The 26,948-nt window shown below is 61.7% G+C and carries 30 protein-coding genes and 1 tRNA gene; 13 read left to right on the top strand and 18 right to left on the bottom strand.

Translation table 11 applies throughout. The features are described 5' to 3' along the window. Positions 1 to 11: 11 nt before the first annotated feature. Genes BLR34_RS14810 through BLR34_RS14830 form a run of 5 tightly spaced genes read right to left on the bottom strand, consistent with a single transcriptional unit; the run spans position 12 to position 6,264 of the window. On the bottom strand, positions 12 to 1,334 hold the full coding sequence (locus BLR34_RS14810; protein WP_092704437.1) for an ABC transporter ATP-binding protein: 1,323 nt from the start codon (positions 1,332 to 1,334) through the stop codon (positions 12 to 14). Next, positions 1,331 to 2,515 carry an ABC transporter ATP-binding protein gene (locus BLR34_RS14815; protein ID WP_092704439.1) on the bottom strand — a complete coding sequence of 395 codons (1,185 nt, stop codon included), beginning with the start codon at positions 2,513 to 2,515 and terminating at the stop codon, positions 1,331 to 1,333. Before BLR34_RS14815 ends, BLR34_RS14810 begins: the two co-directional genes overlap by 4 nt. Then, positions 2,516 to 3,520, bottom strand: a complete 1,005-nt coding sequence (locus tag BLR34_RS14820; protein WP_092704441.1) for an ABC transporter permease — start codon at positions 3,518 to 3,520, stop codon at positions 2,516 to 2,518. 19 nt (positions 3,521 to 3,539) lie between these two features. Next, a complete protein-coding gene (locus BLR34_RS14825) occupies positions 3,540 to 4,529 on the bottom strand; it encodes an ABC transporter permease (RefSeq protein WP_092704443.1) in 990 nt (329 codons plus the stop codon). Between the two features lie 22 nt (positions 4,530 to 4,551). Continuing rightward, entirely contained in the window at positions 4,552 to 6,264 is a 1,713-nt protein-coding gene (locus BLR34_RS14830; RefSeq protein WP_092704445.1) for an ABC transporter substrate-binding protein, read from the bottom strand. Between the two features lie 137 nt (positions 6,265 to 6,401). Between BLR34_RS14830 and BLR34_RS14835 the strand changes: the two genes are divergently transcribed. Further along, entirely contained in the window at positions 6,402 to 6,875 is a 474-nt protein-coding gene (locus BLR34_RS14835; protein ID WP_092704447.1) for a DUF7529 family protein, read from the top strand. Between the two features lie 12 nt (positions 6,876 to 6,887). On the opposite strand, the gene BLR34_RS14840 is transcribed toward BLR34_RS14835, so the two are convergent. Continuing rightward, positions 6,888 to 7,466: a hypothetical protein gene (locus BLR34_RS14840; RefSeq protein WP_092704449.1), complete on the bottom strand. Its 579-nt coding sequence runs from the start codon at positions 7,464 to 7,466 to the stop codon at positions 6,888 to 6,890. Positions 7,467 to 7,567: 101 nt separating this feature from the next. Between BLR34_RS14840 and BLR34_RS14845 the strand changes: the two genes are divergently transcribed. The 3 genes from BLR34_RS14845 to BLR34_RS14855 all read left to right on the top strand — a co-directional run bounded on the left by BLR34_RS14845 (position 7,568) and on the right by BLR34_RS14855 (position 11,146). Beyond that, entirely contained in the window at positions 7,568 to 7,801 is a 234-nt protein-coding gene (locus tag BLR34_RS14845; RefSeq protein ID WP_092704451.1) for a DUF8123 family protein, read from the top strand. Positions 7,802 to 7,843: 42 nt separating this feature from the next. Further along, entirely contained in the window at positions 7,844 to 9,955 is a 2,112-nt protein-coding gene (locus BLR34_RS14850) for an AAA family ATPase (protein WP_092704453.1), read from the top strand. 162 nt (positions 9,956 to 10,117) lie between these two features. Next, the gene (locus BLR34_RS14855) at positions 10,118 to 11,146 is read left to right on the top strand and encodes a PAS domain-containing sensor histidine kinase (RefSeq protein WP_092704455.1); all 1,029 of its coding nucleotides are present in this window, start codon (positions 10,118 to 10,120) and stop codon (positions 11,144 to 11,146) included. Here the strand turns inward: BLR34_RS14855 and BLR34_RS14860 are convergent. The 6 genes from BLR34_RS14860 to BLR34_RS14885 form a co-directional block, all read right to left on the bottom strand. After that, positions 11,143 to 11,823, bottom strand: coding sequence for a carbonic anhydrase (locus tag BLR34_RS14860; protein WP_092704457.1), 681 nt, complete (start codon positions 11,821 to 11,823; stop codon positions 11,143 to 11,145). The genes BLR34_RS14855 and BLR34_RS14860 overlap by 4 nt on opposite strands. A 214-nt stretch (positions 11,824 to 12,037) precedes the next feature. Then, a complete protein-coding gene (locus tag BLR34_RS14865) occupies positions 12,038 to 12,847 on the bottom strand; it encodes a carbon-nitrogen family hydrolase (RefSeq protein WP_245683236.1) in 810 nt (269 codons plus the stop codon). Between the two features lie 48 nt (positions 12,848 to 12,895). Next, a complete protein-coding gene (locus BLR34_RS14870) occupies positions 12,896 to 13,147 on the bottom strand; it encodes a DUF7123 family protein (RefSeq protein ID WP_092704461.1) in 252 nt (83 codons plus the stop codon). A gap of 59 nt (positions 13,148 to 13,206) precedes the next feature. Beyond that, positions 13,207 to 13,422, bottom strand: a complete 216-nt coding sequence (locus BLR34_RS14875; RefSeq protein ID WP_092704463.1) for a hypothetical protein — start codon at positions 13,420 to 13,422, stop codon at positions 13,207 to 13,209. A 58-nt stretch (positions 13,423 to 13,480) separates the two neighbouring features. Further along, positions 13,481 to 14,515, bottom strand: a complete 1,035-nt coding sequence (locus BLR34_RS14880) for a phosphate signaling complex PhoU family protein (RefSeq protein WP_092704465.1) — start codon at positions 14,513 to 14,515, stop codon at positions 13,481 to 13,483. Between the two features lie 113 nt (positions 14,516 to 14,628). Beyond that, positions 14,629 to 15,696, bottom strand: a complete 1,068-nt coding sequence (locus tag BLR34_RS14885; protein WP_092704467.1) for an ATP-NAD kinase family protein — start codon at positions 15,694 to 15,696, stop codon at positions 14,629 to 14,631. An 85-nt stretch (positions 15,697 to 15,781) separates the two neighbouring features. On the opposite strand from BLR34_RS14885, the gene BLR34_RS17535 reads away from it, so the two are divergent. After that, the gene (locus BLR34_RS17535; RefSeq protein WP_281240910.1) at positions 15,782 to 15,910 is read left to right on the top strand and encodes a hypothetical protein; all 129 of its coding nucleotides are present in this window, start codon (positions 15,782 to 15,784) and stop codon (positions 15,908 to 15,910) included. On the opposite strand, the gene BLR34_RS14890 is transcribed toward BLR34_RS17535, so the two are convergent. Further along, positions 15,901 to 16,593 (bottom strand): competence/damage-inducible protein A, encoded by a 693-nt coding sequence (locus tag BLR34_RS14890; RefSeq protein WP_092704469.1) that lies wholly within the window; start codon positions 16,591 to 16,593, stop codon positions 15,901 to 15,903. The genes BLR34_RS17535 and BLR34_RS14890 overlap by 10 nt on opposite strands. Positions 16,594 to 16,704: 111 nt before the next feature. Between BLR34_RS14890 and BLR34_RS14895 the strand changes: the two genes are divergently transcribed. Next, positions 16,705 to 18,057, top strand: coding sequence for a serpin family protein (locus tag BLR34_RS14895; RefSeq protein WP_092704471.1), 1,353 nt, complete (start codon positions 16,705 to 16,707; stop codon positions 18,055 to 18,057). On the opposite strand, the gene BLR34_RS14900 is transcribed toward BLR34_RS14895, so the two are convergent. From BLR34_RS14900 to srp19, 3 genes are read right to left on the bottom strand one after another with little or no spacing between them, the layout of a single operon-like run. Further along, the gene (locus BLR34_RS14900) at positions 18,054 to 19,508 is read right to left on the bottom strand and encodes a cryptochrome/photolyase family protein (RefSeq protein ID WP_092704473.1); all 1,455 of its coding nucleotides are present in this window, start codon (positions 19,506 to 19,508) and stop codon (positions 18,054 to 18,056) included. The genes BLR34_RS14895 and BLR34_RS14900 overlap by 4 nt on opposite strands. 48 nt (positions 19,509 to 19,556) lie before the next feature. Continuing rightward, positions 19,557 to 19,784: an H/ACA ribonucleoprotein complex subunit GAR1 gene (locus BLR34_RS14905; RefSeq protein WP_092704475.1), complete on the bottom strand. Its 228-nt coding sequence runs from the start codon at positions 19,782 to 19,784 to the stop codon at positions 19,557 to 19,559. Continuing rightward, positions 19,784 to 20,059 carry a signal recognition particle subunit SRP19 gene (srp19, locus tag BLR34_RS14910; protein ID WP_092704487.1) on the bottom strand — a complete coding sequence of 92 codons (276 nt, stop codon included), beginning with the start codon at positions 20,057 to 20,059 and terminating at the stop codon, positions 19,784 to 19,786. The genes BLR34_RS14905 and srp19 overlap by 1 nt, the downstream gene beginning before the upstream one ends. Before the next feature lie 149 nt (positions 20,060 to 20,208). Between srp19 and BLR34_RS14915 the strand changes: the two genes are divergently transcribed. From BLR34_RS14915 to glmS, 5 genes are all read left to right on the top strand, one after another. Next, a complete protein-coding gene (locus BLR34_RS14915) occupies positions 20,209 to 20,532 on the top strand; it encodes a DUF8062 family protein (protein ID WP_092704490.1) in 324 nt (107 codons plus the stop codon). A 96-nt stretch (positions 20,533 to 20,628) separates the two neighbouring features. After that, positions 20,629 to 21,495 carry a CheF family chemotaxis protein gene (locus tag BLR34_RS14920; protein WP_092704477.1) on the top strand — a complete coding sequence of 289 codons (867 nt, stop codon included), beginning with the start codon at positions 20,629 to 20,631 and terminating at the stop codon, positions 21,493 to 21,495. A gap of 70 nt (positions 21,496 to 21,565) precedes the next feature. Beyond that, positions 21,566 to 22,429: a CheF family chemotaxis protein gene (locus BLR34_RS14925; protein ID WP_092704479.1), complete on the top strand. Its 864-nt coding sequence runs from the start codon at positions 21,566 to 21,568 to the stop codon at positions 22,427 to 22,429. A 42-nt stretch (positions 22,430 to 22,471) separates the two neighbouring features. Next, complete coding sequence (gene glmU, locus BLR34_RS14930; protein WP_092704481.1) at positions 22,472 to 23,659, top strand: bifunctional sugar-1-phosphate nucleotidylyltransferase/acetyltransferase; 1,188 nt, start codon at positions 22,472 to 22,474, stop codon at positions 23,657 to 23,659. Further along, positions 23,659 to 25,473, top strand: coding sequence for a glutamine--fructose-6-phosphate transaminase (isomerizing) (gene glmS / locus BLR34_RS14935; RefSeq protein ID WP_092704483.1), 1,815 nt, complete (start codon positions 23,659 to 23,661; stop codon positions 25,471 to 25,473). The genes glmU and glmS overlap by 1 nt, the downstream gene beginning before the upstream one ends. Positions 25,474 to 25,484: 11 nt before the next feature. Here the strand turns inward: glmS and BLR34_RS14940 are convergent, their stop codons facing one another. After that, positions 25,485 to 25,778 (bottom strand): 50S ribosomal protein L21e, encoded by a 294-nt coding sequence (locus BLR34_RS14940; RefSeq protein ID WP_092704485.1) that lies wholly within the window; start codon positions 25,776 to 25,778, stop codon positions 25,485 to 25,487. A 58-nt stretch (positions 25,779 to 25,836) separates the two neighbouring features. Next, positions 25,837 to 26,124 (bottom strand): hypothetical protein, encoded by a 288-nt coding sequence (locus BLR34_RS14945; protein ID WP_218120908.1) that lies wholly within the window; start codon positions 26,122 to 26,124, stop codon positions 25,837 to 25,839. An 83-nt stretch (positions 26,125 to 26,207) separates the two neighbouring features. On the opposite strand from BLR34_RS14945, the gene BLR34_RS14950 reads away from it, so the two are divergent. Both BLR34_RS14950 and BLR34_RS14955 read left to right on the top strand, forming a co-directional pair. Beyond that, positions 26,208 to 26,279: transfer RNA gene (locus BLR34_RS14950), tRNA-Ala, on the top strand. 387 nt (positions 26,280 to 26,666) lie between these two features. After that, positions 26,667 to 26,948: transcriptional regulator TbsP domain-containing protein (locus BLR34_RS14955; RefSeq protein ID WP_143414179.1), on the top strand; the 282-nt coding region annotated here is incomplete at its 3' end.

Below are 26,948 nucleotides of genomic sequence, written 5' to 3' on the forward strand. Positions count from 1 at the left end.
TCTCTGGTCCCCTAGGTTTCGTAGAGGTGACACGCAACCGGCTGTGAGTCGTCCGACAGCTCGGGATTGTCGGTCTCACAGATGCTTTCGAATTCGTCGCGAAGTACAGTCGCCGCGCTCTCCCAGTCGGCCTCGGCGAGGTGACCGATCGCCTCGTCGACAACCCGTTCGGGCGGCCCGGTCAGGTCTGTGTCGAGTACGTCCCCTTTGACCTCTTCGACGAAGGCCGCAGTCTCCCGGCTGTTCAGGTTCTGGTCACCGTCTTCCAGCCCGGAAAGTCCGGCATCCTCGGCCAGCTTGTGGATGGATATTTCCGCGTCTTCGACCAGTTCGCGGAAATGCATCACTTCGCGATACTCCTGCTGGTCTATGCTGGTCTCGGCCGGGGGAATGACCTTCGGACACCGCGTCCTGAAGCGACACCCGCTCGGGGGGTTGCGCGGCGACGGAACGTCGCCTTTCAGCGTCTCGATATCGCGGTCTCGCTCTGCGGTCTCGGCGCGCGGAACGCTCTCCAGCAGCGCCTCGGTGTAGGGGTGTTTGGGTGACTCGAACAGCGTATCCACGTCGGCGACCTCCGCGATTTCGCCGAGGTACATGACTGCGACGCGGTCACAGATATGCCGGATGACCGAGAGGTCGTGCGAGATGAGCAGATAGGTGAGGTTGAACTCCTCTTGGAGGTCTGAGAGGAGATTGAGAATCTGGGCCTGTACCGATACGTCCAGCGCACTCGTCGGCTCGTCGAGCACCAGGAAATCCGGATTGAGCGCGAGCGCGCGGGCGATGCCGATACGCTGGCGTTGCCCGCCGGAGAACTCGCTCGGATAGCGGTCGAACTGGTCTTCCGAGAGGCCGACCCGTTCGAGCAGGTCGCGCACTCGGTCGTTGCGCTCTTCCAGCGTCCCGACACCGTGGATATCCAGCGCCTCGCGGACCGTCTCGCCGATGGGAACTCGCGGGTCGAGGCTGGTGTAGGGGTCCTGAAAGACAATCTGGGCGTTTCGCCGGAACGAGAGGAGGTCGTCGCCCGCCATATCGAGTATCGAGTCGCCGTCGAACCTGACCGTTCCGCCGGTCGGCTCTTGGAGTCTGAGTACCGTCTCCCCCGTAGTGGATTTACCACATCCCGATTCGCCGACCAGTCCAAGCGTCTCTCCTTTGTGGATGTCAAAGGAGACGCCGTCGACGGCCCTGATTGCGACGGGGCCGTTGCCCAGGATACGGTCGAGAATGTTGTCGCCCTCGAAAAAGTGCTTTTCGAGGTCTCGCACTTCGACGAGCGGCCCCGTAGATGTCTCGCGCTCTGACTGTAGTTCGTCTGCTAAACTCATGTGTCACCTCCGCCGAAGTGGCTATCTCCCAACGCCTGGGACTCGTCGTACTCGGTCTGGGCGAGGACACATTTTACCTCGTGGTCTGTGCCCCCGTCGACACTGGCGTCGTCGGGTTCTTCGAGACACTGCTCCATCGCCTTCGGACACCGGTCTGCGAAGTAACAGCGGTCCCCCATCTCTTCGTCCATGAGACTCGGGACGTTCCCGTCGATTGGCTGGAGGCGGCCGCCGGTCGTGTCCAGGTCGGGAATCGAGCCCAGCAGCCCCTTCGTATACGGGTGGACGGGCGTGTCGAAGATATCAGAGAGGGTCCCACGCTCGACCACTTCGCCGGCGTACATGACGCCGACGCGGTCACACATCCGCGCGATGACGCCGAGGTTGTGAGTAATGAGCAACACAGTCATCCCGGTTTCGTCCTGAATCTCGCGAAGCAGATTCAACACCTGTGCCTGGATGGTCACGTCGAGCGCCGTCGTGGGCTCGTCTGCGATGAGGATGTCGGGCTCTCCCGCCAGCGCCTGGGCAATCATCGCCCGCTGGAGCATGCCGCCGGAGTACTCGTGTGGGTACTCGTCGACACGTTCCTCGGGGTCGGGAATGCCGACCTGCTGGAGGAGCTCTATCGCGCGGTCTTTGCTCTTGGAACTCACGAAGCTACGGTTTGGCATCACCGCCCCGTACGCATACGACCCCAGCGAGTACTCGCTGGAACTCGTGCGGGCTTTTGTCGACCGCGGATTCGAACTCGCCCGGCGCTGTACTTCGACGGCTTCTGCAATCTGCTCGCCGACGGTGAGCGTGGGGTTGAAACTGCTCTCGGGGTCCTGGAAAATCATGCTGAACGAAGGGCCCCGGAGCGACCTGACTGCCTCCTCTGGAAGTGACCGGAGGTCGACGTAGTCGCCGTTGACGGCGTCAGGGTGAGCGTCGCGGAACTCGTCGGCCAGTGGCGCGTTCCGGTACTCGATTTTGCCGCCGGTAATCTGCCCGGGCGACTCGATGAGCCCAATGATAGAGCGTGCCAACACGCTCTTACCACTGCCACTCTCGCCGACGATGCCGAATATCTCCCCTTCGTCTATCGAGACTGAAAGGGACTCCACCGCGTTGACCTGTCCCGACTTCGTGAAAAACCGGGTGCTGAGGTCGGAGATGCGAAGTATCGGCTCGCTCATCTACATCCCACCTCGTTCGCCCCCGATATCGGGGTCAAGTGCGTCCCGAAGCCAGTCACCGACGAGGTTGATTCCGATGACTGCCAGGACAATTGCAAGTCCTGGGACAGTCGAAATCCACCACGACGTGGCAAGCAGGTCACGGCCCTGGTTGATGTCGAATCCCCACGAGAGGTTCGTCCCCGAGAAACCCAGGAACGACAGCGAGCTTTCGAGCAGGATGATGACCGCGACCTGTATCGTCGCGAGGACGATAATCGGAGTCAGGCTGTTTGGCAACACGTGTTTCAACATGAGTCGCCTGTTGCTGGCTCCCAGGCTCCGAGAGGCTTTGACGTAGTTTTTCTCGCGCACAGTGAGTGCCTCACCCCGTGCGATGCGGGCGAACCACACCCAGTTGACCAGTGCGACGACGAGCGTGACGGTCAACGGAAGCGTAAACGTCTCGGGCATTCCATCGGCCAGTCCCGCCGCGACAAAGGGGTCAGGTATCTCAAGCGTTCTCGGCCCGAGCAGCCCGATGAGCGCAATCGCTAACACGAGTGCCGGGAACGCGAGCATGATATCGGCAAAACGCATCAGCCCGTCGTCGACGCGGCCGCCGTAGAAACCGGCGATGAGACCGACGGTCACCCCCGAGAGCAGTGCAATAACCGTCCCGAGGACGCCGACTGCCAGCGACGTGCGTGCGCCGTACAGTGTCCGCGAGTATATGTCCTGTCCGAGCTGGTTCGTTCCAAGCGGGTGGTCGAGTGACCCCTGAACGGTGTTTGTCACTGTCTGGCGCTCTCCGTCGACGAACGCAATTTCCTCGCTCGAATACGTGAGGCCGGCTGGCGGAATGTTCGAATCTTCTAGGTTCTGCTCTTGGGGGGGTTGAGTCGCCAAGAATGGGGCGAACGTCGCCACCAGGATTACCCCGACGAGCAGGACGATGCCGACTTTGGCCATCAAGCTGCGACGCAGTTCCGCTCGCAGGCTCTGTCGAACTCTGTCAGATAACATAGCTACTGCTTTCCTCCATTCATTCTAGCTCCACCCGTGGGTTGAGATACGCATACAGCGCGTCGACGATGACGTTTATCACCACGAATCCGAGGCCGATGACGATAATGGCTCCTTGGATGACCGGCCAGTCACGCTGTCGTATCGACTCGATGACAAGCGTCCCCAGACCTGGCCAGTCGAAGACCGATTCGGTGATAACCGCACCCCCGATGAGTGTCCCCAGCTGGAGACCAAGCACGGTGATGATCGGTATCATCGTGTTCCGTAGCACGTGTTTGTACGTGACGAGCGTCTCGGGAAGTCCCTTCGCGCGGGACGCCTCGACGTATGATTTCCCGAGCTCTTCGAGCATCCCGCTTCTGGTCAATCTGACGATGAGTGCCGTGAAGTACGTTCCCAGCGTCACTGCTGGCAGGATAATGTGTGATAGCCACACGCGCAACCCGAGGAAGTTCTGTTCTGTGACTAGCAGTTCTAGTGCGCCACCGAATCCGATAATCCGGCGACTCGTCGGCAGGAACTCGACTTGAACGCCGACGACCAGAATCAGCATGATACCCAGCCAGAAGTTCGGGGTGCTGATGCCGACCAGCGAGAATCCCGTCGACACGTAGTCAACCGGTTCGTTTCGCCGGGTTGCGCTGATGACTCCTAGCGGAATCGAGAACGTGATTGCCACGACAGTCGCGGCAATCGCCAGCTCCAGCGTCGCGGGCAGCCGGCGGAAGATTATTTCACTGGCCGGCAGCCCGCGCTGGAAGGAGTAGCCCATATCACCCTGAATCAGGTTGAATATGTACTCGCCGTACTGCTGGTATATCGGCTTGTCGAGGCCGAGATTCTCGGCGAGTGATTGCCGTAACTCTGGAGAGGCATCGATAGGCGCGACGAAGTCGATGGGGCTTCCCGGCGTGATAAACCGCAACAGGAAGACGATAGTAACCACTCCCCAGATGACCAAGATACCCTGCAGCGTCCGTCGTATGAAGAACCGAGTCAGTCGCATAAACCAACGCCTCGACTCGTCTTTATTCAGACCGTTCCATGCCCTGTGCCAGGAAGAACTCGTCCGGGCGAGGCTCCCATTCGATGCGCTCGTTGATGCCGTAGACGAGGAACTCCTGGTTCAGGAATACCCACACGGCGTCCTCGTGTGCCAGCTGGTTTGCGTCTTGGAGGAGCTGCTCTCGCGTGTCAGCGTCGGCCTCGCTTGCCTGGTCTGACATGAGCTGTTCCATCTCCTCTGAGACGTAGTGGGTCTGGGAGGTGCCCTCAGTGAGCCACGGGAGCATCGTCTGGGAGGCGTCGAAGGTCGTGTTCCCCCAGCCGATGTTGTAAAACGGCGGCTGGGTCGTGATGTCGCCGTCGAGCAACTCGCCCGCGAGCGTCCCGAAGTCGCGGCTGACGGCCTCACATGTGACGTTTTCGAGGTCGTCGATGAACCCGGCCGCCGCCTGCACAATCTCGTCGTTCAGGAGGTACCGGCCGGCGGGATACTCGATTTGAATTTCCGCGCCAGCGTGGCCGCTCTCCTCGACGAGCTGTTCGGCCTGTTCTGGGTCGTAAGGGTAGGGGTCGAGGTCGGGGTTGTGACCGAAAAAGCTCGGTAGCGTCGGCTGTGCGGTGGGTTGTCCGAACCCGCTGAGAATCTCGCTTATAATCTGGTCGAGGTCGATTGCGTAGTTCATTGCCTGCCGGAACTCCACGCTCGAGAACGGCTCGACGTCGTACCGCATCGGCAAGAACAGAATACGCGTACTCCCCTTGTTAGCGATATAGAGGTCCTCGCTCCCCTCGATACGGCCCGCGTCGGCTGGCGGCACTGCCGAGACGATATCTGTCTCTCCGGATTCGAGCTGGCCAACGCGGGTACTGTCCTCGCTGGCGGCGATAATCTCGACCTGCGTGGCGTCGGGCATCTCACCCCAGTAGTTGTCGTACCGCTCGAAGACTGCCGACTCGCCTTCGGTGTAGTTGGTAAGCTGGTAGGGCCCAGTCCCGTTCATACTGGTCGCGATGTCCTCGCTGGCGGTGTTGTTTATCCACTCCTCGCTGACGACCGAACAGTACGAGGCGATTTCCTGAAAGACCAGAGGGTTCACGCCGTCAGAGTGGACGATAATCGCGTTCTCGTCCTCGACGACTTCCGCGTCGACGATGCCCGCGAGCTGGTCGCGCTGTGGGCTTTCGAGGTCACCGACCTCCGGATCGACGACACGGCGAACACTGAACGCACAGTCACTCGGCGAGAGTTCGGTCCCGTCGTGGAACTCGACGCCCTCGCGGATGGTGAACTTGTGGCGGTCTGGTGCCAGTTGCTCCCACTCGGTGGCGAGACTCTCGATGATGCCGCCGTCCGGGCCACGCCAGAGGATACCCTCGTAGGCGTGCAGGATGACGTTGTCTGTCGTCGTCTCCCGGTGGTCGTGTGGGTCGAGCGTCGTCGGGTCCTGACGCTGGGTCATCGTAATCTCGAAGGGCTCGTCACTGCCGTCCTCGCCGTCTTCCCCGTCTTCGCCATCGCTTCCGTCGCTTCCGTCACTGCCGTCCTCGCCGTCACTGCCGTCTTCACCATCGCTTCCGTCGCTACCGTCCTCGCCGTCGCTGCCGTCCTCGTCGTCTTCGAGGTCTTCCTCACCCCCAGAACAGCCCGCGAGTGCGAAACTCGTGACTGCCGCCCCGGTCGCACCCGCATACTGTAGGAACCCTCTTCTGTTCATGTCATCTGACTCTTCTGCCATAGCGTGTCAAAACACCACCACCTATATAAAAACTGGGGCCTCGTCGATAGTTGTCAGACGCCACCCAGCGCAACCGCTGGCTGTGATGGCCTGGTGTGGACAGACAGCTTTTTTTCGGCACTCCTGCAACGGCCCGTATGGATACGCTAGGCGAGGATTCTCCGTTCGACGGGTACTGGCAGGACCTCCTCGACGACACGGCAGCCACGGCAAACGAGTACGAGGAAAACGGGTGGGACACTCTGGCGCTCACGCCGGGAGACGTGACACCCCGGTACGACAGTGAGAAACCCGACGGACTGAGCGTCCTCGTTCCCGACTCAGAGTACGACCACCTGGCTGACCTCACGGAGCAGAAAACGTTCGACAGCGTCGAAGTCTACAAGAACACGGGCGGCCCGATGGTGTTTCTCCTCGTCGTCGAGAAAGACGTGGCCGCGGAGACGGCAGTCCTTATTCCCGCCTACTACAACGCCGGCGCACACGCCGAATTTGTCGAGACTATCGAGTCACTCGGTGAGATGCCGATTCACGTCCGGGCACTCGGCGGCGACGAAGCTCTCCGATTCGTTCACGACTCCGTTCCGCTGTTCACTCCCGACGAAGAGTAAGGCCCCGGGAACTCAGTCCTGTTCTCGTTCGTAGGCGACACTCCAGGCTGCCTCGGGCGGGTCGGGTGTCTCTTTTTCGACAGTCAGCGGGAGCTCCTCACGAGCCCATCTGACGCCCTTGGCGATGTTCTGGCCGTTTCCGTCGACGTGGTCGGCACCCATGCGAGGGTTCACGCTCGAGGCTTCCTCGTGGGCGTAGATGTGGGTCCGTGCGTCGCCGGCCTCAAACAGCATGACGTGGTGTTGTCGTGGCGCGAGCGACGACTCTCTGTACACCCACGACCCACATTCCGGCTGTCCGTCGAGTGTCTTCAGCCGCGAAAAGGGGTTTCGGACGAACCCTTCTTCCCAGAGGTATTCGTCGACCAGTGCCGGTGGCATGTCGACGGTTCCAGCGTACTCTGCGCCGGTAATCGGCCGCGGTCCGATTCGTTCGTCGACGACCCCCCCGAGTTCCGATAGCTCTCGCCGGACCGTCTCCCACCAGCGCCCTTCTGGACCGATGTTGTACCGGCAGGGGGCACCGTAGGTCAACGCTAGTCCCATGCCTGCACCGAGGTTGACCACAGGGTCGGGGAGTTGGATGCCCATCGTTCTGTCCGGACGGACTGGCGGGTCCGTCTTGAGCTTTCCCAATTCGAGCGCCGCCCGAAACCACGAAACTTACCACGGAGAACAACGAGGGGTTAGGTATGAATCCGTTCACGTACGAAGACAAACTCGAATTCATCGGCCTTCTCGCCGGTGGGTTCGTGATTATCGTCGCTCTCGGGACGCTGCTCGAACCGCCGTGGACGACAAACGAAGATACGGCCGCAGCGATGCTCCAGACCCTCGGTGTCGTTCTCTCTGTTTTCGTGGGACTCGCGCTGATACACTTTACCTACAGCGGCGGGCTGCGCGGGCTGATTCCCGGCGGCGAGTAGCCGACTGGTCTCCGAAAACATATACTTCGTTCGTCCGTATCAGTGTCTATGACAGACGACGGTACCGTCGACGTCAGAGTCGAGGGTGCACGAAAGGCCGACGCCGGCCGCGGCCGAGCACGTGTATCTGACAGTGTCCAGAGCGAACTTGGCGTCCTAAGCGGCGACGCAGTCATTATCGAAGGGTCACGTCTCACTGTCGCCAAGGTCTGGCCCAGCGACGAGGACGGCAGATTCGTCCGCATCGACGCCGACACGCGAAAGAGCGCAGGCGTCAACATCGGCGACACCGTCCACCTCAGAAGCGGCAGCGTCAACGACGCCAAGCGCGTCACCCTCCAGCCGGCTAGCGAACACGCAAACGAGACAGCCTCCGAAGAGGCGCTGCGCGAACAGCTCAGGGACGACCTCGTGCGCCAGGGAAAACAGATTCGCGTCGAGGGATACGGTCCGTACGTCGTCACCGAGACCGACCCCAGCGGCTCTGTCAAAATCACCGGCTCGACGGTCGTCAGTCTCGACCCCACCCTCGCGTCGGTCGAGGAGAGCGCGCCCGCAACGAGTGAGGACTCTGGCGGACCCGGAGAGGCGGCGACGACGTACGAAGACATCGGCGGCCTCGACGAGGAACTGGACCTCGTCAGAGAGATGATAGAGCTCCCGCTTTCCGAGCCAGAGCTGTTCACCAGACTCGGTATCGACCCGCCAAAGGGTGTGTTACTCCACGGGCCGCCGGGCACCGGGAAGACACTCATCGCCCGGGCGGTGGCAAACGAGGTGGACGCTTACTTCGATACCATCTCTGGCCCCGAAATCGTCTCGAAGTACAAAGGCGAGTCCGAAGAGCGACTCCGACAGGCCTTCGAGAAGGCGAGCAGAGAGGCCCCTGCAATTCTGTTCATCGACGAAATCGATTCGATAGCCGGTGCCCGCGACGAGGACGCAGACATGGAGAATCGCGTCGTCGCACAGCTGTTGACGTTACTCGACGGCCTCGAAGCCACAGACGAAGTTATCGTCATCGGCGCGACGAACCGGGTCGATGACATCGACGACGCAATTCGGCGCGGGGGTCGGTTCGACCGCGAGATAGAGATTGGCGTTCCGGACGTCAGTGGCAGAGAAGAGATTCTCGCGGTCCATACGCGCGATATGCCACTGGCAGACGATATCGAGCTTGCGACGATAGCCGACCGGACTCACGGGTTTGTCGGGGCTGATATCGCCTCGCTCTGTCGGGAAGCCGGGATGGCGGCACTCCGTCGGGGCGGCCACGACGCCGCCGAGTTGACAGTGACATACGCAGACTTCGAGACGGCGATGACAGGCGTCGAGCCGTCGGGGATGCGGGAGTATGTTGCCGAGCAGCCCGAAACCACCTTCGCGGATGTCGGTGGCCTCGACGCGACAAAAAACAGGTTGACAGAGGCAGTCGAGTGGCCGCTGTCGTACGGACCACTGTTCGAACAGGCGGGCTCTGACCCGCCTTCGGGTGTCCTCCTGCACGGGCCACCCGGAACCGGGAAGACCCTCCTAGCGGAGGGCATCGCCGGCGAGAGCGGCGTCAACTTCGTCCGGGTCAACGGGCCGGAGATACTCGACAAGTACGTCGGCGAATCCGAGCAGGCGATTCGCGAGCTGTTCGAGCGAGCGCGTCAGGCGGCTCCCGCTATCGTCTTCCTGGACGAAATCGACGCAATCGCCAGCAGCCGCGGCCAAGGCAACGAGGTCTCCGAACGTGTCGTCTCACAGCTTCTCACGGAACTCGACCGAGCGGCCAGCCACCCGAAACTCGTCGTCCTCGCGGCCACAAACCGGAAAGACGGCATCGACCCCGCGCTGCTCAGGCCGGGTCGGCTCGAACAGCACATCGAGGTGCCAAACCCCGACCAAGAGGCCCGCCGCGAGATTCTGGCAGTCCACACCGAGGGTGCTCCCCTCGGCGAGGATGTCGACCTCGACGACCTCGCTGGCTCGACCGCCGGCTACTCCGGTGCTGACATCGAGGCACTCGCCCGCGAGGCGTCGATGCGGGCGATTCGCACGATAGCGACGGACATCGACCCCGACGAAGTCACCGACCATGCAGACGACGTCGTCATCACCGCGACAGATTTCGAGCAGGCTAAACAGACCCTCGACGACAGGACGTAGCTCTGTCCCAGACGGAGTGACAAAACATCGTACCACGGTCGTCAACTTCGTCTGCTATCGGTCCGCTGTATCGGCTTCCGAGATGGATTCCCGGCTATCGTATTGGCCACGGATTTAAGTGACCCGCCATCATCCGGACGGACAGCCGCACAGAGGAGAGGTATGAGCGACGACATCGACAGCGCAGAGAGCCGGTACGCCTATCTGGTCGAACAGGCAGAGGACGGGCTGTACATGATGGACAAATCGGGGGAGTTTACCGTGGTCAACGAGGCGTTCGTCGAGTTGACCGGCTACGACCGCGAGGAAATCGTCGGGAGCGGACCAGCGTTGCTGCTGGAAGACGACGACCTCGAAGAGCTGAACACCCACATCAGAGGAGCACTACGCACGGATGGAGACGCCGGCGCGGTACTCACGACCATCGTGGCAAAATCAGGCAAGCGCAAGCCGGTCGAAATCCGGTTCAATCTGTTGCCGGCAGACGAGCGCTACAACGGACTGACGGGCGTGGTTCGGGATGTGCGCGCCAGACGGCACCGCGAACAGAAACTCGACGTGTTGAGTCGGGTGCTCAGACACAACGTCCGGAACAAACTGAACCTTATTTTCGGCCACGCACAGGTCATACAGGGAGCCGAAAACGGCCAGTACGCCGAGGCGGCGAGTCAGATAGAGGAGGCCGCAAACGACCTCATGGAGTTGAGCGAGAAAGCCCGCACTGCACAGACGGAGGTGGGATTCAACCCGTCGGTCGAGGGACAGACCGACCTCGTCGAACTCGTCGAACACCTCGCCGTGCAGTTTCGCCGGGAACACCCCGCGGCCGAGATTACGACGGCGCTCCCCGAGCAACTGGTCGCCAACGTGCCCAAATCCTACCGGATTGCCGTCTCTGAACTCGTTGAGAACGCAATCGAACACAATCCGGCCGAGGAGCCGTCTGTCCGTCTCACTCTCGACCGGACTGACCACAGCGTCGTCACCGCGGTCGAAGATGGCTGTCCTTCGATACCCGAGACCGACCTCCGGGCTATCAACGAGGGCGAGGAGACGCCACTCGTCCACTCGATGGGTATCGGTCTCTGGCTCGCAAACTGGGTCGCCGACACAGTCGGCGGAGAGCTCCGGTTCGAACGGCTTCCCGACGACTCCGGGAACAGAGCAAAAATCGTGTTACGTGGCCTCTAGTACACCCACAGCCGTCGGATACGCTCGGCAAGCTCTGGATACTGCGCTGCGAGCGCAGATTCGCCTCGCTGCCCGTCGACGTTGACCAAGTGTGCCCCGCCCCGCTTGTCTGAGTACACGTCGTGAAAATCGTAGACGACGCCGACCGCCGTGACTGCTTCGGGGACATCCGCGCTGTCACAGAGGTGCTCGATTTGCCTGTCGACGTTGTACTCGACGAGCCGGTTCACGGCGTTCTCCTCGGCGATGTCTCCTGGAAGTGAGTCGACGGCCTCGGCGAGGTCGTCTTCGAGCAACCGAACACAGTGTTCGATTCCAGGTCTGTCCGTGAACCCGTCTGTGAGGCTCTGATACGCGGCCGTGACCGCACCGCAGCCGGTGTGCCCGACGACGAGGACAGTCTCCGTGCCGGTGTGGACCAGCGGATACAGCACGTCGCCTGCGACGACGGTTCCGCTCTCTGTTCGCTGTCTGACGCGGTTGCCGATGTTGCTGTGTGTGAAGATGTGGCCGGGCGGTCTGTCGTCCCACATCCCGTCTTGTAACACGCGCGAGTCACCACAGGAAACCGTGAGGACTTCGGGCTGCTGTTTCTCCTGTAACGTGCCCAGGTCGTCGCCTCTGGCCGTGACGTGGTGGTCGTTGGCTCGGAACAGTTCGCGCACTATCTCCTCCATGTTTCCCAGCGCGAGCGCTGGTGTGACAAACCTTTTCCCAGTCCAAAGAGAGGAGTCGAGGCCCGGGAGAGAGGAGGAGTGGTCGTCCGGACGACCGTGGGTGCCCGCCGCCGAGGTTGGAGTGGTCGGAGTTAGTGCCGGTGCGACGTGAAAAGCGTCTCCCGGCACCCTATTATTGGGGGTGATAGGGTTTAAAACTCCCGACTGGGGCGACTCAGAGCCGCCTGTCCTCCAGTGCCGGAAACGCCCCTCGCCGTCGCTCGACTTCCTGGGGGTCGATACGTGCTGTCACGAGGCCCGGCTCTTCGCCGAGACCGGCGACAGTCGTTCCCCATGGGTCGTACACCGTCGAGCGACCCAGCAGGGTCGCGTCGTCGAACGAGCCGGCGCCGTTAATCGTGGCCACATAACAGAGATTCTCTACTGCCCGAGCCTGGGGTAGCAAGCGCCAGTGTTCGACGCGGGGATAGGGCCAGGCACTCGGCACCAAGACGAGCGACGCCCCCTTCTCGACCAGCCGTCGGTACAGTTCGGGAAAGCGGAGGTCGTAACACGTCGTCATCCCGATCGTGAAGCCGCCAAAGTCCACCGTCGGCAGCGATTCACCGGGAGTCAACAGCTCCTGCTCTGCTGAATCGTACCCAAAGAGGTGCTGTTTCCGGTAGACAGCGTGACGGTGGCCCTCGTCGTCGATGAAGACCGAGGCGTTGGCGTACCCCTCCGTTGCCGGTGTCTCGGAGCCGGCGTCTGTCGACGCCGCTAGGTCCTCGACAATACTGCCCGCCAGAACGGCGATATCGCACTCCTCGGCCACAGATTGGAGGCGAGTAACCGTCTCGCCGTTCAGGGGCTCGGCGTATTCGGCGTAGCTGTCGAACGCGAAGTACCCGACTGTGAATATTTCGGGAAGCGCGACCAGGTCGACACCCCGGTCGGCGGCCGAACGGACCGCCTCGACCGCGCGCTGCCTGTTTGTGGCCGGTTCAGCGCCTTCTACCTCGATTTGGGCGAGACCGAGTGACAGAGCCATACACGACACCAGCAGTGAGACCGATAAAGAGGTTCCGCCAGCCTAGCTCTGCGTGACACGCCAGGTCGTCGAACGCGCACGCCCCCATTTTTCTATCTCGACGTCGTCGGTTTCTTCGTCGAGTTTCGGGAGGCGTGCGCCGACCTGCTTCGAGGAGAGGCCGATGTGGTTCGCGATGTTCTTCGAGCGGAAGTAACTCTCTCCCCTAGAGACCTGTTCGCGGAGATAGTCGAGGATTTGCCTATCCTCTTCGCTGAGGTCGGCTTGCGCCTGGTCCTCGCTACTATCAGTCATTACAACAACGTAGGTGATGCAGCGTATTAACGGTTATCAGTGAACACACCGCCGCGCGCTCACTCGTAGACGTGGATGGCGACGACTGCCAGACAGCCACCGACCAGCGCCACTGTCAGCGCAAGTCCGGAGAGAATTTGCATCGTGTCGCTGTGGTCGCCGAGAAACGAGACGTACGCGGTTCCCGCGGTCGCAACTGATGCAATCACCGCGATAAGACCCAACAGTAGTCCGAGTCCGGTCGCCATGTCCGACCCGTGAGTAGTCTCTGCCATGCACGACAATTTGCCTGTTCGGTACTTAGTTTGTGCGGAACTGCCCCGAGAGCGTGGCTCACTGAATCGTGATGTGGTCGGACTCCTCGTCGAGTGCGAGGTTCGTCGCGATTTCGGCGTTCCGGACGGCGTAGTTCGCAGTTTCGTCGAGGCTAACCAGAACCTCTCGAATCTGGAGCAGCTGCTCGTTTTGCATCTCGGGCAGGTCTGCGAGTATCTCCTGTTCGCGGCTCTCGATGTCGTTGAACAGCGTCTTGACCTCGATTGCCGTCTCGTAGTCTCGTTCGACAGCCGCCTCGACGGCCAGCTCGGTGAGCTGGTCCACCTCCTCGGTGTACTCTCGGATGCGCCGCATCGTCTCGGTCTCGACGTTGAGCGCGTGCCCCTCGGCGCTCAGCGCAGTCTCGGCGATGTCTTCGGCGTTATCGGCGGTCAGTTCGAGGTTTTTCGCAACCGAGCGATAGCCAATAAGCGGGAAGCTGTCGTCCAGACCGACTGACCGGGCCAGGTTCGGATTCTGGTACGATGTAAAGAGCAACCGCAAGAGAAGGACGAATATCTTGTTTGCCTGCCGCTCGCGGTTGAGCGCACGCTGGGCGAGGTCGGGGTTCTGGTGGGCGAGCGACCGGACGGCCTCGTTTCGCATCGTTTTCCCGGTTGACGCCAGCCGTTCGAGGAGATTATCGAGCGTGAAATCCTCCGGGTCGACCGAACACCGTATCGTGATACGGGCAGGCGTCTCTTCGACGACACCGAGTCCCATCAGCTGTGTCTCGGCGTTGTAGACCGCGTTGATGTGGTTACTCGGAAGCGTCGCCTCCTCGCCGGACTCGACGTGAATTACTCGACGGCCGAGCACGTACTGCGCGATGATGGCGCGCTCGACGGCATCTGCCTCCAGTCCGTCGGTCGTGATAACGACCTCTGTCCCCTCCTTGTGCGCCGCTTCCGGTAACACTGTGAGCGTTCCCTTCCCCCCGAGCCGTATCGACACCTCGTCGCCCTTCTCGACATCGTACTCGCCGGCCCACTCTGCCGGCAGTGTCATCGCCAGCGTCGACGGCCCAAGTCGCTGAACCTTGCGCGTCTCCATGCTCCTTTATTATCGTCCACTCTCCTTAAGGATATGCATATTCGCAACTGTTAGAACATCTAATGGGGTTTGTCGGGCTTTGGAGGTACTGATTGGCATTTTGTGCAGCAGCGTTACACAACTTCCATCAGTCTGCGTTCGTGGCGGCCGACCCGGACGCGCTGCCAGCCCCGGAGAGACTCGTCGAGGTCGGAGTCTCCGGTATCGACGCGGAGAACGCCGATATCGTCGAGTTTGCGACGTGAGGCGACGATTTCGACGGCGGCCTCGCGGATGACCGCGGGTGAAATCTGTTGGTTGCCCCGTCCGAAAATGAAGCCCTGGCCACCGATAGGTGAGACGACGATGACGTTCTCGTCGCCGAGCGCCCCGAGAATATCCTCGGCAGCGCCGTCCGTGACCACGAGCTCGCCGTCGCGGTAGACGTCGACGCCGAGAGCAGTCCCCTCGACGCCCAAGGCGTCGGCGACTGCACCGACTGTACTGCCCGGTGCGAGAACGTACGTGGTCCCGCGTGTCACCTCCTCAGCGAACCCCTCGGCGATTCCCTCGACGGAGCCCCCTCCGAGTTGCTTGCTCGACTGTCGCTGTTCCGCAGCGGGCACCGTCGCCAGTGCCCGTAGCTCTGTTTTGACTTCGCCGTCCCTGTACTCGTCTTCGTCGATGTCGTTTACCTCCGCCGACTCGGTGGTTTCGAAGGCCCCAGCGATGTGGCCGGCGGCCTCAGGCGAGACGCCGAATACCTCGGAGTAAACCTTCACGCCGGCCGGAACGCCGAGAATCGGAACCGACTCGGCTGCGTCCTCGACACGCTGGGCAACATCGACAGCAGTTCCGTCACCGCCGACGAACAGTATCAAATCGACGCCCCGGTCGATAAAGGCCGCGACCGCCTCTCGGGTGTCGGCTGCGCTCGTCCCGTCACCGGCGGGGTCGCCGACCACGACAGGGTCGAAGCCGACGGTACGGGCCTGGTCTGTGCCCATGACGCCACCGTAGGTGAGGAGTTCGATGTCTTCTGTCGTGTCTGCCAGCGCGACGAGGGCATCCCGGGCTCGCGACGGCGCGCGTCGCTTTGCGCCGCGTTCGAGGGCCTCTTCGACCTTTCCGTCAGTTCCCTTCAGGCCGACACGACCGCCCATCCCAGCGATAGGGTTGACGACGAATCCGATTCGGCGCATCTGCCGGACCTTGGTGTGGGGCGGTGAAAAACTATCGTTACGGTGAACCGGAATACCTTAATTACCGCCGGTCGAACCGCCTGATATGAGTCTGCCAGTTCTGGAAGCTACCCAGGTCGGTGTCGGCGCAACGGCTGTCGACGTAGCAGCGTGGGCTATTCTCCTGAGCGGTGTCGTACTCGCGGCGCTGTGGGTAAAGCGGCTCTACGCCTGAGTCAGGTCGACGCGCTCGCGCAGCCACGAGGCGGCGTCCTCGACGATATCGGGGTCCGTTCCCTCGATTCGCAGCCGGACGTTTTTTCCTGGATAACTGCCGACGGTCACGTCGTACTGTTTCTGGACCTCGGTGATGCGGTCTAGCAGATGGCTCTCTGGCTCGGGCGTGCAGACAGTCTCGACGTACCACGGGTCACCGCTGAAGTCGTCGGCGACCTGGTCGAACATCCCCTGCATCTCTGCCGGGACACCGGGCAACACGTACGTGTTGTCGATAACACAGCCCGGCGCGACGCCCTCGGGGTTTTTGAGCATCGTCGCTCGCTCTGGGATGTGTGTCGTCTCCGGCGCGAGGTCGTCGTTGCTGTACCCCTTCTCGGATTCGAGCCACTCGCTGACAGCCGCGTCGGCTTCGAGTTCCGTGCCGTAGGCCGCGGCAACCCCCTGCATCGTCACGTCGTCCGGGGTCGGCCCGAGCCCGCCCGTCACGATGACCGCGTCGTACGCTGCCTGGTACTCGTTGACGACGCGAGCGATGTCGGCTATGCGGTCTGGGACCACAGTCATCCGTTCGACCGACACACCCGATTCGCGAAGCCGCTGTCCGAGCCACGCGGCGTTCGTGTTTGTCGTCTCACCGGAGAGTATCTCGTCTCCGACGGTGACCAGCGCTACCTCCATACCGGTGTCACGTGTGGCAGGTGTATAAGCCCACCTTCTCGCCGACTGGACGGTCAAACCGCGATTTGACACTGGCAAACGAGTTTATCAGTCACGCCCGAACTGAAGCGTATGAAACGGCGACAGCTCATGGCGGTTTCGAGCGGCTTCGTGGCCGCGGCGCTTGCCGGGTGTATCGGCAACGACAACCAAGGCGACGACGGCAGTGACGGCGGAGCCGACGGCAGTGACGGAAACGACCCGGCCGAGTCGGAGACGCCAGACGAGACCGAAACGCCCGCGGATGTAGACGACGAGCACCTCGAGACGCTGGTCCGGGGAACGAACGGCTTCGCGTTCGACCTCTACGGAGAAGTCGTCGGTGACGAACCGGCGGCGAATGTCTTCGCCTCCCCAATCAGTGCCACCCTCGGCCTCTCGATGGCATACGCGGGAGCGCGCGAGGATACCCGTGACCAGATGCGCGAGGTGTTGGGTTACCAGCTGGATGACAGCCTCGTCCACGCAGGGTTCGCACAGCTCCAAGAGCAGTTCGACGAACGCGGCGCGGACGGAGAGAGCGACGCCGAGGGAGAGCAGCCGTTCGAGCTCTCTGTCGTCAACTCGGCGTGGGGACAGTCGGAGTATCCCTTCGAGGAGGGGTATCTCGATACGCTCGATACACACTACGGCGGTGGCCTCCGAGAAACGGATTTCCGGGAGAATGCGCCCGCGGCACGCGCGGACATCAACGACTGGGTCGCAACCGAGACCGACGACCGCATCGAGGACCTCCTTCCGGAGGGGTCGCTCACTCCCCTGACCCGGCTCGTGTTGGTCAACGCTGTGTACTTCATGGCGAACTGGAAACACACGTTCCCGACCGACGCCACCAGCGAGGAGACGTTCACCGCCCTCGACGGTGACGAGCACGCCGTCCAGATGATGGAACAGGAGCAGGACTGGCAGTACGCCGAACTGGACGGTGCCCAGGCCGTCGAGTTGCCGTATGTCGGCGACGAGGTGTCGATGCTCGTCGTTCTCCCGCCCGAGGGCGAGTTCGAGAGCTACGAATCGAGCTTCGACGCGGAGACGCTCGACAGCCTCGTCGACGCCCTCGAGCGCCAGGAGGGAACGGTCTACCTTCCGCGGTTCGAATTCGACTGGCGTGTCAGGCTGAGCAAGCCGCTGAAGGCGCTTGGAATTGAGGACGCATTCGCACAGAAGGCCGCGAACTTCGACGGCATCGCCGACACCGACGAGGACCTGTACCTCCACGAAGCCTTCCACAAGACGTTCGTCGCCGTCGACGAGTCCGGGACCGAGGCAGCCGGGGCGACCGCCGCCGTCATCGGTGATACCGCGGTGCCCGCAGACCCCTTCGAGTTCCGCGCGAACCGCCCGTTCCTCTTTGCGATTCGAGACCGGCCGACGGGATCGGTGCTCTTTCTCGGGCGCGCCGTCGACCCCGAGGGCTGGCGCTAGCTGTCTCCGCGGGCCTGTTCGAACATCGAAATTGCTTGCTCTCTGCGCTCGCTGTGGTCGACGATTGGATGAGCGTAGTCGGCTGCGTGCATCCGCCTTGTTCCCGGCTCGAGTTCGTGCCAGGAGTGGATGACATCTGCCGGCACGCCCTGGAGCTCCTCAACGTATCGCTTGATGTATTCTGCGTCCGGGTCGTAGCGCTCGCCTTGGGTCATGGGGTTGAACACCCGGAAATACGGCTGGGCGTCGGTCCCGGTCGAGGCGGCCCACTGCCAGCCGCCGTTGTCGTTTGCGGTATCGTGGTCGACGAGTTTTGTCCGGAACCAGTCGTAGCCCTCCCGCCAGTCGATGAGCAGGTCTTTGGTCAGGAACGAGGCGACAATCATCCGAACTCTGTTGTGCACGAACGCCTCCTCCCGGAGCTGTCGCATACCCGCGTCCACGATTGGGTAGCCTGTCTCCCCGTCTTTCCACGCCTGGAGGGCCGCCTCGTCCTCGCGCCAGGCCACCTCGTTTTCGTAGGATTTGAAGTTGTTCGTCACCACATCCGGCCGGTCCCAGAGAACCTGTGTGTAGAATTCGCGCCAGGCCAGTTGGTCCTGGAACTCTTCGACAGACTCGCGTTCGTCCTCGGAGTCGGCTGCCTCGCGGGCTCGCTCGGTCGCCTCGTAGACGGTCCTGATGCCGATAGTCCCGTATTTGAGATGGACTGAGAGCCGAGAACTGCAGTCGTCGGCCGGATAGTCACGGCGCTCGGCGTACCGGTAGATATCACGTTCACAGAACGCATCGAGGAGCTCTTGGGCGCGTTCGGTCCCGCCTGCTGGGATATCGGCTTCGGGTTCCTCGAATCCGAGTTCAACCATCGTCGGAACTTCGGCGTAGCGCTGTACTCCGTCGTGGTTGTCGATGGCGGCAGCGACCTGCTCGGCCGCAGTTCCTTCAACACCAACCAGTTCGTCGGCCGCGGGCGGGGGAGCGGCGTCGTCTTTCGCTCTGTCGTGCCACTTCCGGGAGAAGTAGGTGAACACCTTGTAGGGGTCGCCGTCGTTTGTCGTTATCTCACCGGGGCGGTGGTGGACCGCGTCGTCGACGGACTTTCTCTCGATGCCAGCCTCGTCGAGTTCGCGACGGACAGCGACGTCACGCTCGCGTGCCAGCCCGGAGTAGTCCCGGCACCAGGTGACTGTCGAGGCATCCAGCACCTCGGCGAGGGCAGGCACCACAGTCGTCGGGGAGCCGTGTGCGAGCAGTAAATCGCTGCCGCGCTCTCGATAGTCGGCCCGGAGCGTTCGGAGCGAGTCCAGTAAGAACGCCATCCGTGGCGGAGCCGCGTGGTCGAGTACTGATGGGTCGAACACGAACAACGGCAGTGTCTCCGAGTCGGGGCCGCCGTGTAGGCCCAGGTTATCGGAGAGACGGAGGTCCCGCCGGTGCCAGTGAAGGTGCATGGCTGAGGGTAGGACTCGGCGTACTTCAAGATGGGTTCTCCACGCCCGCTAGTGTTGCGTGTAGAGGGGGTTGCCGACAAGCAGTTCGGGGCGGTCTGTCGTCGGCGACACAGCCAGAAACGGCCGTTCGACCGGTCCGAACACGTCGACGACGGTGCCGACATCTGTTAGTGACTCGTCGACGAGGGCCGTCCCGAGGTCCGGCACAGTCTCGTCGGTGCTGCGGACGACGACCAGGCCCTGGGCGGTTCCGAGGGCGGTACCAGCGCGTTCCATCACCGGAGTGCGTCGAGATATGCCGCAGTCGCACCGAGGAGGTCGCTTTTCGTCGCGTCCCCGGCGTCTTTGACCAGCACTCTGCCTCTGGGTTCGTACTCTCTCGGATACACCTTCTCCCGCTCGATGACCGCGTCGTATCCGACCTGCTGAACCGCCTGTGCAATCTCGTCGACCGTCGGCTCGGAGACGGCCAACTCCATCGGGATGCGTCGTCCCTCGGAACGCGGGAGGTCAGCATCCAGGTACGCCGGCCAGATGACGTTCTCGACCATATCGTCCATTTCGTGTACGGGGATACATACCTCTTGTTTTGCACGGCCGGGCCAGTTTCATTAGGATGGCTCTCGAATCTCCGTCTGTGGTCGACGAAAACTCCGACCTGGAAGCAGATACGGGCGGCTCGAACCCACAGGGCGCTAATATGGACCCGACGGTTCGCTGCTCGACGTGTGGTCGTGAGTGGCAACTCACCTACGAACTCGAAGAGCTTCACGCCGGGAACCGTGCCATCGAACAGTTCGCACTGGACCATCACAGACATACCGGACACTACCCGGATAACGTGTCGCCTTGGACGGCCACCTGTCGGGCCTGTCCTGCCGAGGAACTGTACCTCGAAGAGCGGCCTGCGATGCGGTTCGGGCGCACTCATGCCCGTCACACGGACCACGAGGTTGTCGTCACCGGCCCTGACGGCGAGCAAGAGACCGTTGAAGGCGCACACGTCACGCATACTGACCGATAGGGCGTCAGTGGCGTCAGCCGTCCGTCCTGCAGGAGTCAGACGACGTGAGAGTGCTTTTATACCGGCCCCGCATAGCATCACATACGAGCATTGGGTATGAGCGAGGGGGAACAGAAGCTCGTCGACACAGCGGGTGACTACCTGTACGCGATAAAAAACGGCGAGCAGCTGCCAGACGCGAACTGGCGGTCCTGTCGCGTCATGCTGACCAACGAGCGACTCGTCCTCTCGACGAACGGGGGCAAGCAGGCGATTCCCTACTCGAATATCAGGCTTCTCGACGACGACGCCGTTCTGCCCGAGGAGTACAGGGACACAACGGCCACGCCGCTTCGAATCGGCAGTAACGTCATCCTCGTCGACGCCCAACAGGTCGATTCCTTCGAGGTCGAGTTCTGTCGGGCGGCACTGCACGACGAGGTGATTCTGACGAAGCATCCGGCGAAAGTCGGTGGCGTCATACAGGAGGAAGCGACCTGGTCGAAGGCCCGGTTCAGACTGGACGACGAGACGATTGTTCTCGGGTTGCCCGGAAACGAGACGGTCTCGTTCCCCATCGAGGACGTGGGTACTCTCGACACCGCACAGAAACAGGTGATGGGTGAGCAACGAGCTGTCGTCGAGGTCGAACACACGGACGAAGAAGGTCGGAGCGTCGAGACACACTTCTCTGGCACGAACTGGCATACGGACGCGCTCGAATCGGTGTTGGCGGCCGCAATCGAGAAGCGACAAAACGACCACGAACTGACCGAGATGGAGAGCCAGGTGTTGATGGCGCTATACTCGGGCGTCTCGCCGTTCGAAATGTCGGATTTCGTCGGTATCGACGTCGAGGAGGTCGAAGAGATATACCAGCGGCTGCTCGAAACGGGTGCCGTCGACAAAGTTCGCGAGCGAACTGAGGTGTCGCTGAACGCCCACGGACGGAACCTCGCGAGTGAGGCGATGAACGAGCGATGAGGCGTCGACTCGGCGGCCACAACGTATAATTGGGTGGGAACCCGAAATCTGAGTACGAACCCGGCGTTCTATGAGCACGTCAGAAACGAAAATCGAAGATGCGCAGGGGAAGTATCTCCACGCCGTCAAAAACGGCCAGGAGCTCACGGACGCCGAGTGGCAACAGTGCCGCGTCATGCTGACGAACAAGCGAATTGCTATTGTCGGTGACGGTAAAATCTCGATTCCGCTGGGTGATATCGACCAGATGGGCGAGCGCTACGACCTGAACCAGCAGGCCGCCTCGGAGACGCGGTACACGACGCTGTATGTCGACGACGACGTTTTGCTGGTCACGACACCAGACCACGACACGTTCGAGACGAATTTCTACAGGGCGTTTCTGGACGGTGCCGTCATCTACGTCAAACATCCGGCAGTCGTCGGTGGAGTCGTTCAGGGCACAGAGTGGCAGCGCGGCCGGCTCAAGGTGACAAAAGAGAGCGTACGGATGGTGCTCGAGGACGGCCAGAAGTTCGACATCGAACGCGACGATATCGGCGAGTTCGAGACCGACGAGCGCGGTGTCGCCGGCGAGCAGCGCAACGTCCTCGAAGTCGAACACACCGACGGCGAGGGTCGGAGTGTCCAGACCTACCTCTCGGGACGAGAACACCATATCTCCGTCCTGAAACAGCTACTCGAAGAGGGGGCAGAGCAAAACCGTGCAGACCTCGAACTCGACCCAATCGAGCGTCGTGTGGTGATGGCGCTGTATTCGGGTGTGTCTCCGTTCGCGATTTCAGAGTTCGTCGGCATCGACGTCGAGCGAGTCGAGGAGATATACGACCGGCTTATCGAACTCGATGTCATCGAGACCGTCCGGGAGCGCAAGGAAGTGACATTAACCGCACAAGGCCGAAAGGTAGCCGGCGAGGCGATGGGCGACCAGTAGCGGGGACACAAACTTCATGTCTACTGGCTGTTATCGACCTGTATGAACATATCAACAGCGGTCGTGTTGGCAGCCGGCGAAGGGACACGGCTCCGGCCGTTGACACACAACCGGCCGAAGCCGATGTTGCCCGCGGCAGACCAACCCATTTTGCAACACGTTCTCGATGCACTCGTCGAGGCCGGGATGCAAGAGATTATCCTGGTCGTTGGCTACCGCAAAGAGCGTGTTCAGGAGCATTTCGGGTCGCATTACCGGTCGACGCCGCTGACCTACGTCACACAGGACAAACAGCTCGGTAGTGGACACGCCCTTTTACAGGCCCGAACCGCGGTCGATGGCCCACACGTGGTTGTCAACGGAGACAAGCTCATCGACGGCGGGTCTGTGTCACGGGTCGTCGACGCATTCGACGACGACACGATTTCGATGGCCGTCGTCGACCGGTCGAATGCTAGCCAGTACGGCGTCGTCAAACTCGACGGCGAGCAGGTGACCGAGCTACAGGAAAAGCCAGACACAGATGAACACAGGCTCATCAACGCCGGCGTCTACGCCTTCTCGGCCGAGATGTTCGAGACAATCGAAGAGACGCCGCGGCGAGATGGAGAGCTCATTCTTTCCGATGCCATCACCGAACAGATTGGCCACGGCGACGTGCGCGCGGTCAGAATTGACGGGCTCTGGGCCGACGCGACCTATCCCTGGGACCTCCTGCACGTCGCAAACGAGGTCTTCGAGCGTGGTCGAGTCGGAACGACGACACAGGACGACGGGCTCTGGGTCGACGAGGATGCATCGGTCCACGAAACCGCGGTGTTACAGCCCCCGGTCGTCGTCGGTCCGGACTGCGAAGTCGGTCCATCGGCGGTCGTCGGACCGAACGTCTCGCTGGCCGAAAACACGACCATCGGGGCGAATGTCACGCTCGAACGCGCAGTCATCGACAGCGACTGCCGAATCGGCCACGGTTCAACGGTCGTCGATGCGGTCCTCGGCCAAGACGTCGACCTAGGCGTGAACGTGACAGTACCCGGTGGCCCCGGAGACGTTCGCGTCGGCAACGAGATGTTCGAATCCCAGCGGCTGGGTGCCGTCTTGGCCGACCGGGTTCGGGCGGTCGGAAACGTCGCCTTCGAACCGGGGACGCTCGTCGGCACCGGGGCCTCGATTGAGACGGGTGCGACCGTCGACGGGCTCGTCGGTGCACAGACGGAGGTGGTGCGATAATGTGTGGCATCATCGGCTGTATCGGTCGTGGCGACGAAACGCTTGATACGCTCGTCCACGGGCTCGAAAAGCTCGAATACCGAGGGTACGATTCCGCGGGAATTGCGCTTCTCGACGAGGAGCTGTCCACCTGCAAGACCTCGGGCAAAATCGCGGACCTCCGCGAGAAACTCGACGGCAGAGACCTCTCCGGTGAGGTCGGCATCGGCCACACCCGCTGGAGTACGCACGGACCACCGACCGACGAGAACGCCCATCCACACGCAGACTGCACCGGCGACATAGCGGTCGTACACAACGGCATCATCGAGAACTACCAGCCGGTGCGCGACGAACTGGTCGCCGACGGCCACCGATTCACGAGCGATACCGACACCGAAGTCGTCCCACACCTCATCGAGAGCAAGCTCTCGGCGGGACTCTCACCCGATGAAGCCTTCCGAGAGACGGTCGATCGGCTCGAAGGAAGCTACGCGATTGCCGCACTCATCGAGGATGCGGACGGGCTATTCGTCGCCCGGAACGATTCGCCGCTTGTCGTCGGGCTCGGTGCGGGTGCAAGTCCCGACGCCGACGGCGGCGCGTTTTTCATCGCGAGCGACGTGCCAGCGTTCCGTGACTTTACCGGCGATGTTATCTACCTCGAAGACGGCGAGTTCGCCCGTCTGGACGGTAGGCTGACGGTAACCGACAGCCAGGGGTCCCAAGTTACGAAAGATGTTCACACCGTCGAGTGGGACGCCGAAGAGACCGGAAAGAGTGGCTACGACCACTTCATGCTCAAAGAGATTCACGAACAACCGCGGGCGCTGCGGCAATGTCTGCGGGGACGAGTCGAAGAGCAGACCGCGTCGGTCGATATCGGCGACCTCGCCGACCTGGCTCCCACGGGTGTCCAGTTCGTCGCCTGTGGCACGTCGTATCACGCTGCGATGTACGGTGCTCAGCTGTTTCGCGACGCTGGCGTTCCGGCACAGGCGTTTCTCGCCAGCGAGTACGCCACTTCACCGCCCCCTGTCGGGAACTCGCTGGTAGTCGGTATCAGCCAGAGCGGCGAGACAGCGGATACGCTTTCGGCACTCCGGGAGGCGGAGAGTCGCGGCGCGCGGACGCTCACGCTGACGAACACCGTCGGGTCGACGATGGACCGCGAGTGTGACCACACGCTCTATATCCGGTCAGGCCCTGAAATCGGAGTCGCCGCATCGAAGACGTTCGCCGGCCAGTTGACCGCGCTGAACCTCTTTTCGATGGCGACTGCCGAGCGAAACAGTACGCGGCGGGACGTGGTGCCGGAACTTCGTAAGCTTCCGGGAAACGTCCAGAAGATTCTGGACTCCTCGTCGGCCGAGGCTGTCGCCGACTACTACGAAGACGCGGAGTCGTACTTCTTCATCGGCCGCGGCTATCAGTACCCGGTCGCACTCGAAGGAGCGTTGAAGCTCAAAGAGATTAGCTACGAACACGCCGAAGGGTTCGCGGCTGGTGAACTCAAGCACGGGCCGCTGGCGCTCGTCGACGAGAACACGCCGGTGTTTGCCATGGCAGTCGGAGACGACGAGAAAGCGCGTAAGACACTCGGGAATATCAAAGAGGTCGAGGCACGTGATGCGCCAGTCGTCGCGGTCACTGACGGGCGAAACGACGCCGAACGGTACGCCGACCACGTCCTCGAAATCCCGGAGACCCACCCACGCGCTGCTGCTGTGCTGGGCAACGTGCAGCTCCAGCTCGTGTCTTATCACATCGCCGACCAGCTGGGTCGGTCTATCGACAAGCCGCGAAACCTCGCAAAAAGCGTCACCGTCGAATAGGCTTCGCGCCCTTACTCGTCTTTCAGCGTGAGGTGTGCAGGCTTTGCAATCAGCTTCTTCTCGGTCGAACCGTCGGTAATCTCGACCTGGTAGGCTTCGCCCTGCTCACCGACGACAGTTCCGACTTCGCCGTTAAATCGAGGGTGGAAGCGACCCTCCTGCGAGGACGGGTCGAGACTCAGGTGGACCCTGTCGCCGGTCTCGAACTGCTGGACGGCCTGCTGTGGCGGTGACGTGCCACGCGAGCGTGCGTCGTTCTGTAGTTTGTGCCGGGTTCCCTGCTGTGGTCCGTTGGAGTTGGGCATTCGTGAGAACCCGTAATCCTGTCGCACTTAAAAAAGAAGCGTTCTCGAACCGCAGCGGTCAGCGTTGCCAGTAGTCGACGGTCCGGAAGAGGACATACAGCAATCCGTTGAGAAACCCAGTCGCCACAAGAACCGTCCCGAGCTGTGGGCCGAGCGTCTCGAAGAGGCTCCCAGGGCCGCCGATATCTCCGAGGCCGTGTGTTGCGACTGCCGCGAGCACGCCCCAGACGAGCAGGATTGCCGCGATGTATGCGCCTTCTTCGACGTACTCTGCTACTGGCTTTGGTGGGTCGATGGAAGGCATCTCGGCTGCCGATATCAACAGCAGCCACATTGGTCTTGTCATCTGGGAACCGGGTGACCGCACAACACACTCGGTTTCATCCGATGGGTTTAAGCAAGCCCACCGAAAACCAGAGAGTGACGCGCGGGCTCGTAGATCAGTGGTAGATCACTCCCTTGGCATGGGAGAGGCCCCGGGTTCAAATCCCGGCGAGTCCATCGGAGCGACCGAAGTTTTCTGAGCGAGAGCGACCGAGACGAGATTTGAATCACGCGAGACGAGTATAGCGAGTCTCGCCATCGGGTTCAAATCCCGGCGAGTCCATTCGCTTTTCTCTTCACTCCGGTCCGGTACCCCTCCCGGAGCCACCTACGCGAATAAACGCCCGCGTTTGTGTACTGTATCGGGCCACGTTCCGGCACAGTCTGAGACAGAATACTCACAGCATCGGTGCCAAACGCGGGAGTCTTCTCCCGTAGTGACCAGTCAGACTGGTGCCCGTCGCGCTCGTCGGCGGTCTCTTTTAGTTAGTTGTCTGGAATTACCCCACGAAAATTCATTTTATATAATAAGTATTTTAAATATCAGAAGATGACGCATAGGGTATGGCCACTGGCGAGATTTTCGAGACGGGCGAATATATCGAGCGTCTTCTCTCTGAGACGGTAGACGGCCCGCTCCGGATAGCGACTTCGCACCCGGCGATACTGGAAGCGGTCGTATCGGCGGCCGTCGAGCGACCGCCCGAGACCGGGACTCACGTCGAATGCGTCTCCCGAGAGTCGACAATCGAGACACTGCTCGACAACTTCGCGGTTGCGACACAGCTCTCGGAGGTCCTGAAAGACGGCTGTCTGGACTTGCGTGTGACCGCTCAGGCGGGCGAC

It is taken from the genome of Halovenus aranensis (assembly GCF_900100385.1).
Classification (GTDB): domain Archaea; phylum Halobacteriota; class Halobacteria; order Halobacteriales; family Haloarculaceae; genus Halovenus; species Halovenus aranensis.

Bases quoted from the DNA above. Each gene is read 5' to 3' on its own strand.
- glmS (WP_092704483.1), top strand. From the start codon at position 23,659: ATGTGTGGCATCATCGGCTGTATCGGTCGTGGCGACGAAACGCTTGAT.
- BLR34_RS14900 (WP_092704473.1), bottom strand. From the start codon at position 19,508: ATGCACCTTCACTGGCACCGGCGGGACCTCCGTCTCTCCGATAACCTG.
- BLR34_RS14915 (WP_092704490.1), top strand. From the start codon at position 20,209: ATGGACCCGACGGTTCGCTGCTCGACGTGTGGTCGTGAGTGGCAACTC.
- BLR34_RS14845 (WP_092704451.1), top strand. From the start codon at position 7,568: ATGAATCCGTTCACGTACGAAGACAAACTCGAATTCATCGGCCTTCTC.
- glmU (WP_092704481.1), top strand. From the start codon at position 22,472: ATGAACATATCAACAGCGGTCGTGTTGGCAGCCGGCGAAGGGACACGG.
- BLR34_RS14830 (WP_092704445.1), bottom strand. From the start codon at position 6,264: ATGGCAGAAGAGTCAGATGACATGAACAGAAGAGGGTTCCTACAGTAT.
- BLR34_RS14855 (WP_092704455.1), top strand. From the start codon at position 10,118: ATGAGCGACGACATCGACAGCGCAGAGAGCCGGTACGCCTATCTGGTC.
- BLR34_RS14885 (WP_092704467.1), bottom strand. From the start codon at position 15,696: ATGCGCCGAATCGGATTCGTCGTCAACCCTATCGCTGGGATGGGCGGT.
- srp19 (WP_092704487.1), bottom strand. From the start codon at position 20,059: ATGGTCGAGAACGTCATCTGGCCGGCGTACCTGGATGCTGACCTCCCG.
- BLR34_RS14945 (WP_218120908.1), bottom strand. From the start codon at position 26,124: ATGACAAGACCAATGTGGCTGCTGTTGATATCGGCAGCCGAGATGCCT.
- BLR34_RS17535 (WP_281240910.1), top strand. From the start codon at position 15,782: ATGAGTCTGCCAGTTCTGGAAGCTACCCAGGTCGGTGTCGGCGCAACG.
- BLR34_RS14920 (WP_092704477.1), top strand. From the start codon at position 20,629: ATGAGCGAGGGGGAACAGAAGCTCGTCGACACAGCGGGTGACTACCTG.
- BLR34_RS14895 (WP_092704471.1), top strand. From the start codon at position 16,705: ATGAAACGGCGACAGCTCATGGCGGTTTCGAGCGGCTTCGTGGCCGCG.
- BLR34_RS14825 (WP_092704443.1), bottom strand. From the start codon at position 4,529: ATGCGACTGACTCGGTTCTTCATACGACGGACGCTGCAGGGTATCTTG.
- BLR34_RS14810 (WP_092704437.1), bottom strand. From the start codon at position 1,334: ATGAGTTTAGCAGACGAACTACAGTCAGAGCGCGAGACATCTACGGGG.
- BLR34_RS14835 (WP_092704447.1), top strand. From the start codon at position 6,402: ATGGATACGCTAGGCGAGGATTCTCCGTTCGACGGGTACTGGCAGGAC.
- BLR34_RS14940 (WP_092704485.1), bottom strand. From the start codon at position 25,778: ATGCCCAACTCCAACGGACCACAGCAGGGAACCCGGCACAAACTACAG.
- BLR34_RS14820 (WP_092704441.1), bottom strand. From the start codon at position 3,520: ATGTTATCTGACAGAGTTCGACAGAGCCTGCGAGCGGAACTGCGTCGC.
- BLR34_RS14860 (WP_092704457.1), bottom strand. From the start codon at position 11,823: ATGGAGGAGATAGTGCGCGAACTGTTCCGAGCCAACGACCACCACGTC.
- BLR34_RS14840 (WP_092704449.1), bottom strand. From the start codon at position 7,466: ATGGGCATCCAACTCCCCGACCCTGTGGTCAACCTCGGTGCAGGCATG.
- BLR34_RS14890 (WP_092704469.1), bottom strand. From the start codon at position 16,593: ATGGAGGTAGCGCTGGTCACCGTCGGAGACGAGATACTCTCCGGTGAG.
- BLR34_RS14815 (WP_092704439.1), bottom strand. From the start codon at position 2,515: ATGAGCGAGCCGATACTTCGCATCTCCGACCTCAGCACCCGGTTTTTC.
- BLR34_RS14925 (WP_092704479.1), top strand. From the start codon at position 21,566: ATGAGCACGTCAGAAACGAAAATCGAAGATGCGCAGGGGAAGTATCTC.
- BLR34_RS14870 (WP_092704461.1), bottom strand. From the start codon at position 13,147: ATGACTGATAGTAGCGAGGACCAGGCGCAAGCCGACCTCAGCGAAGAG.
- BLR34_RS14875 (WP_092704463.1), bottom strand. From the start codon at position 13,422: ATGGCAGAGACTACTCACGGGTCGGACATGGCGACCGGACTCGGACTA.
- BLR34_RS14880 (WP_092704465.1), bottom strand. From the start codon at position 14,515: ATGGAGACGCGCAAGGTTCAGCGACTTGGGCCGTCGACGCTGGCGATG.
- BLR34_RS14905 (WP_092704475.1), bottom strand. From the start codon at position 19,784: ATGGAACGCGCTGGTACCGCCCTCGGAACCGCCCAGGGCCTGGTCGTC.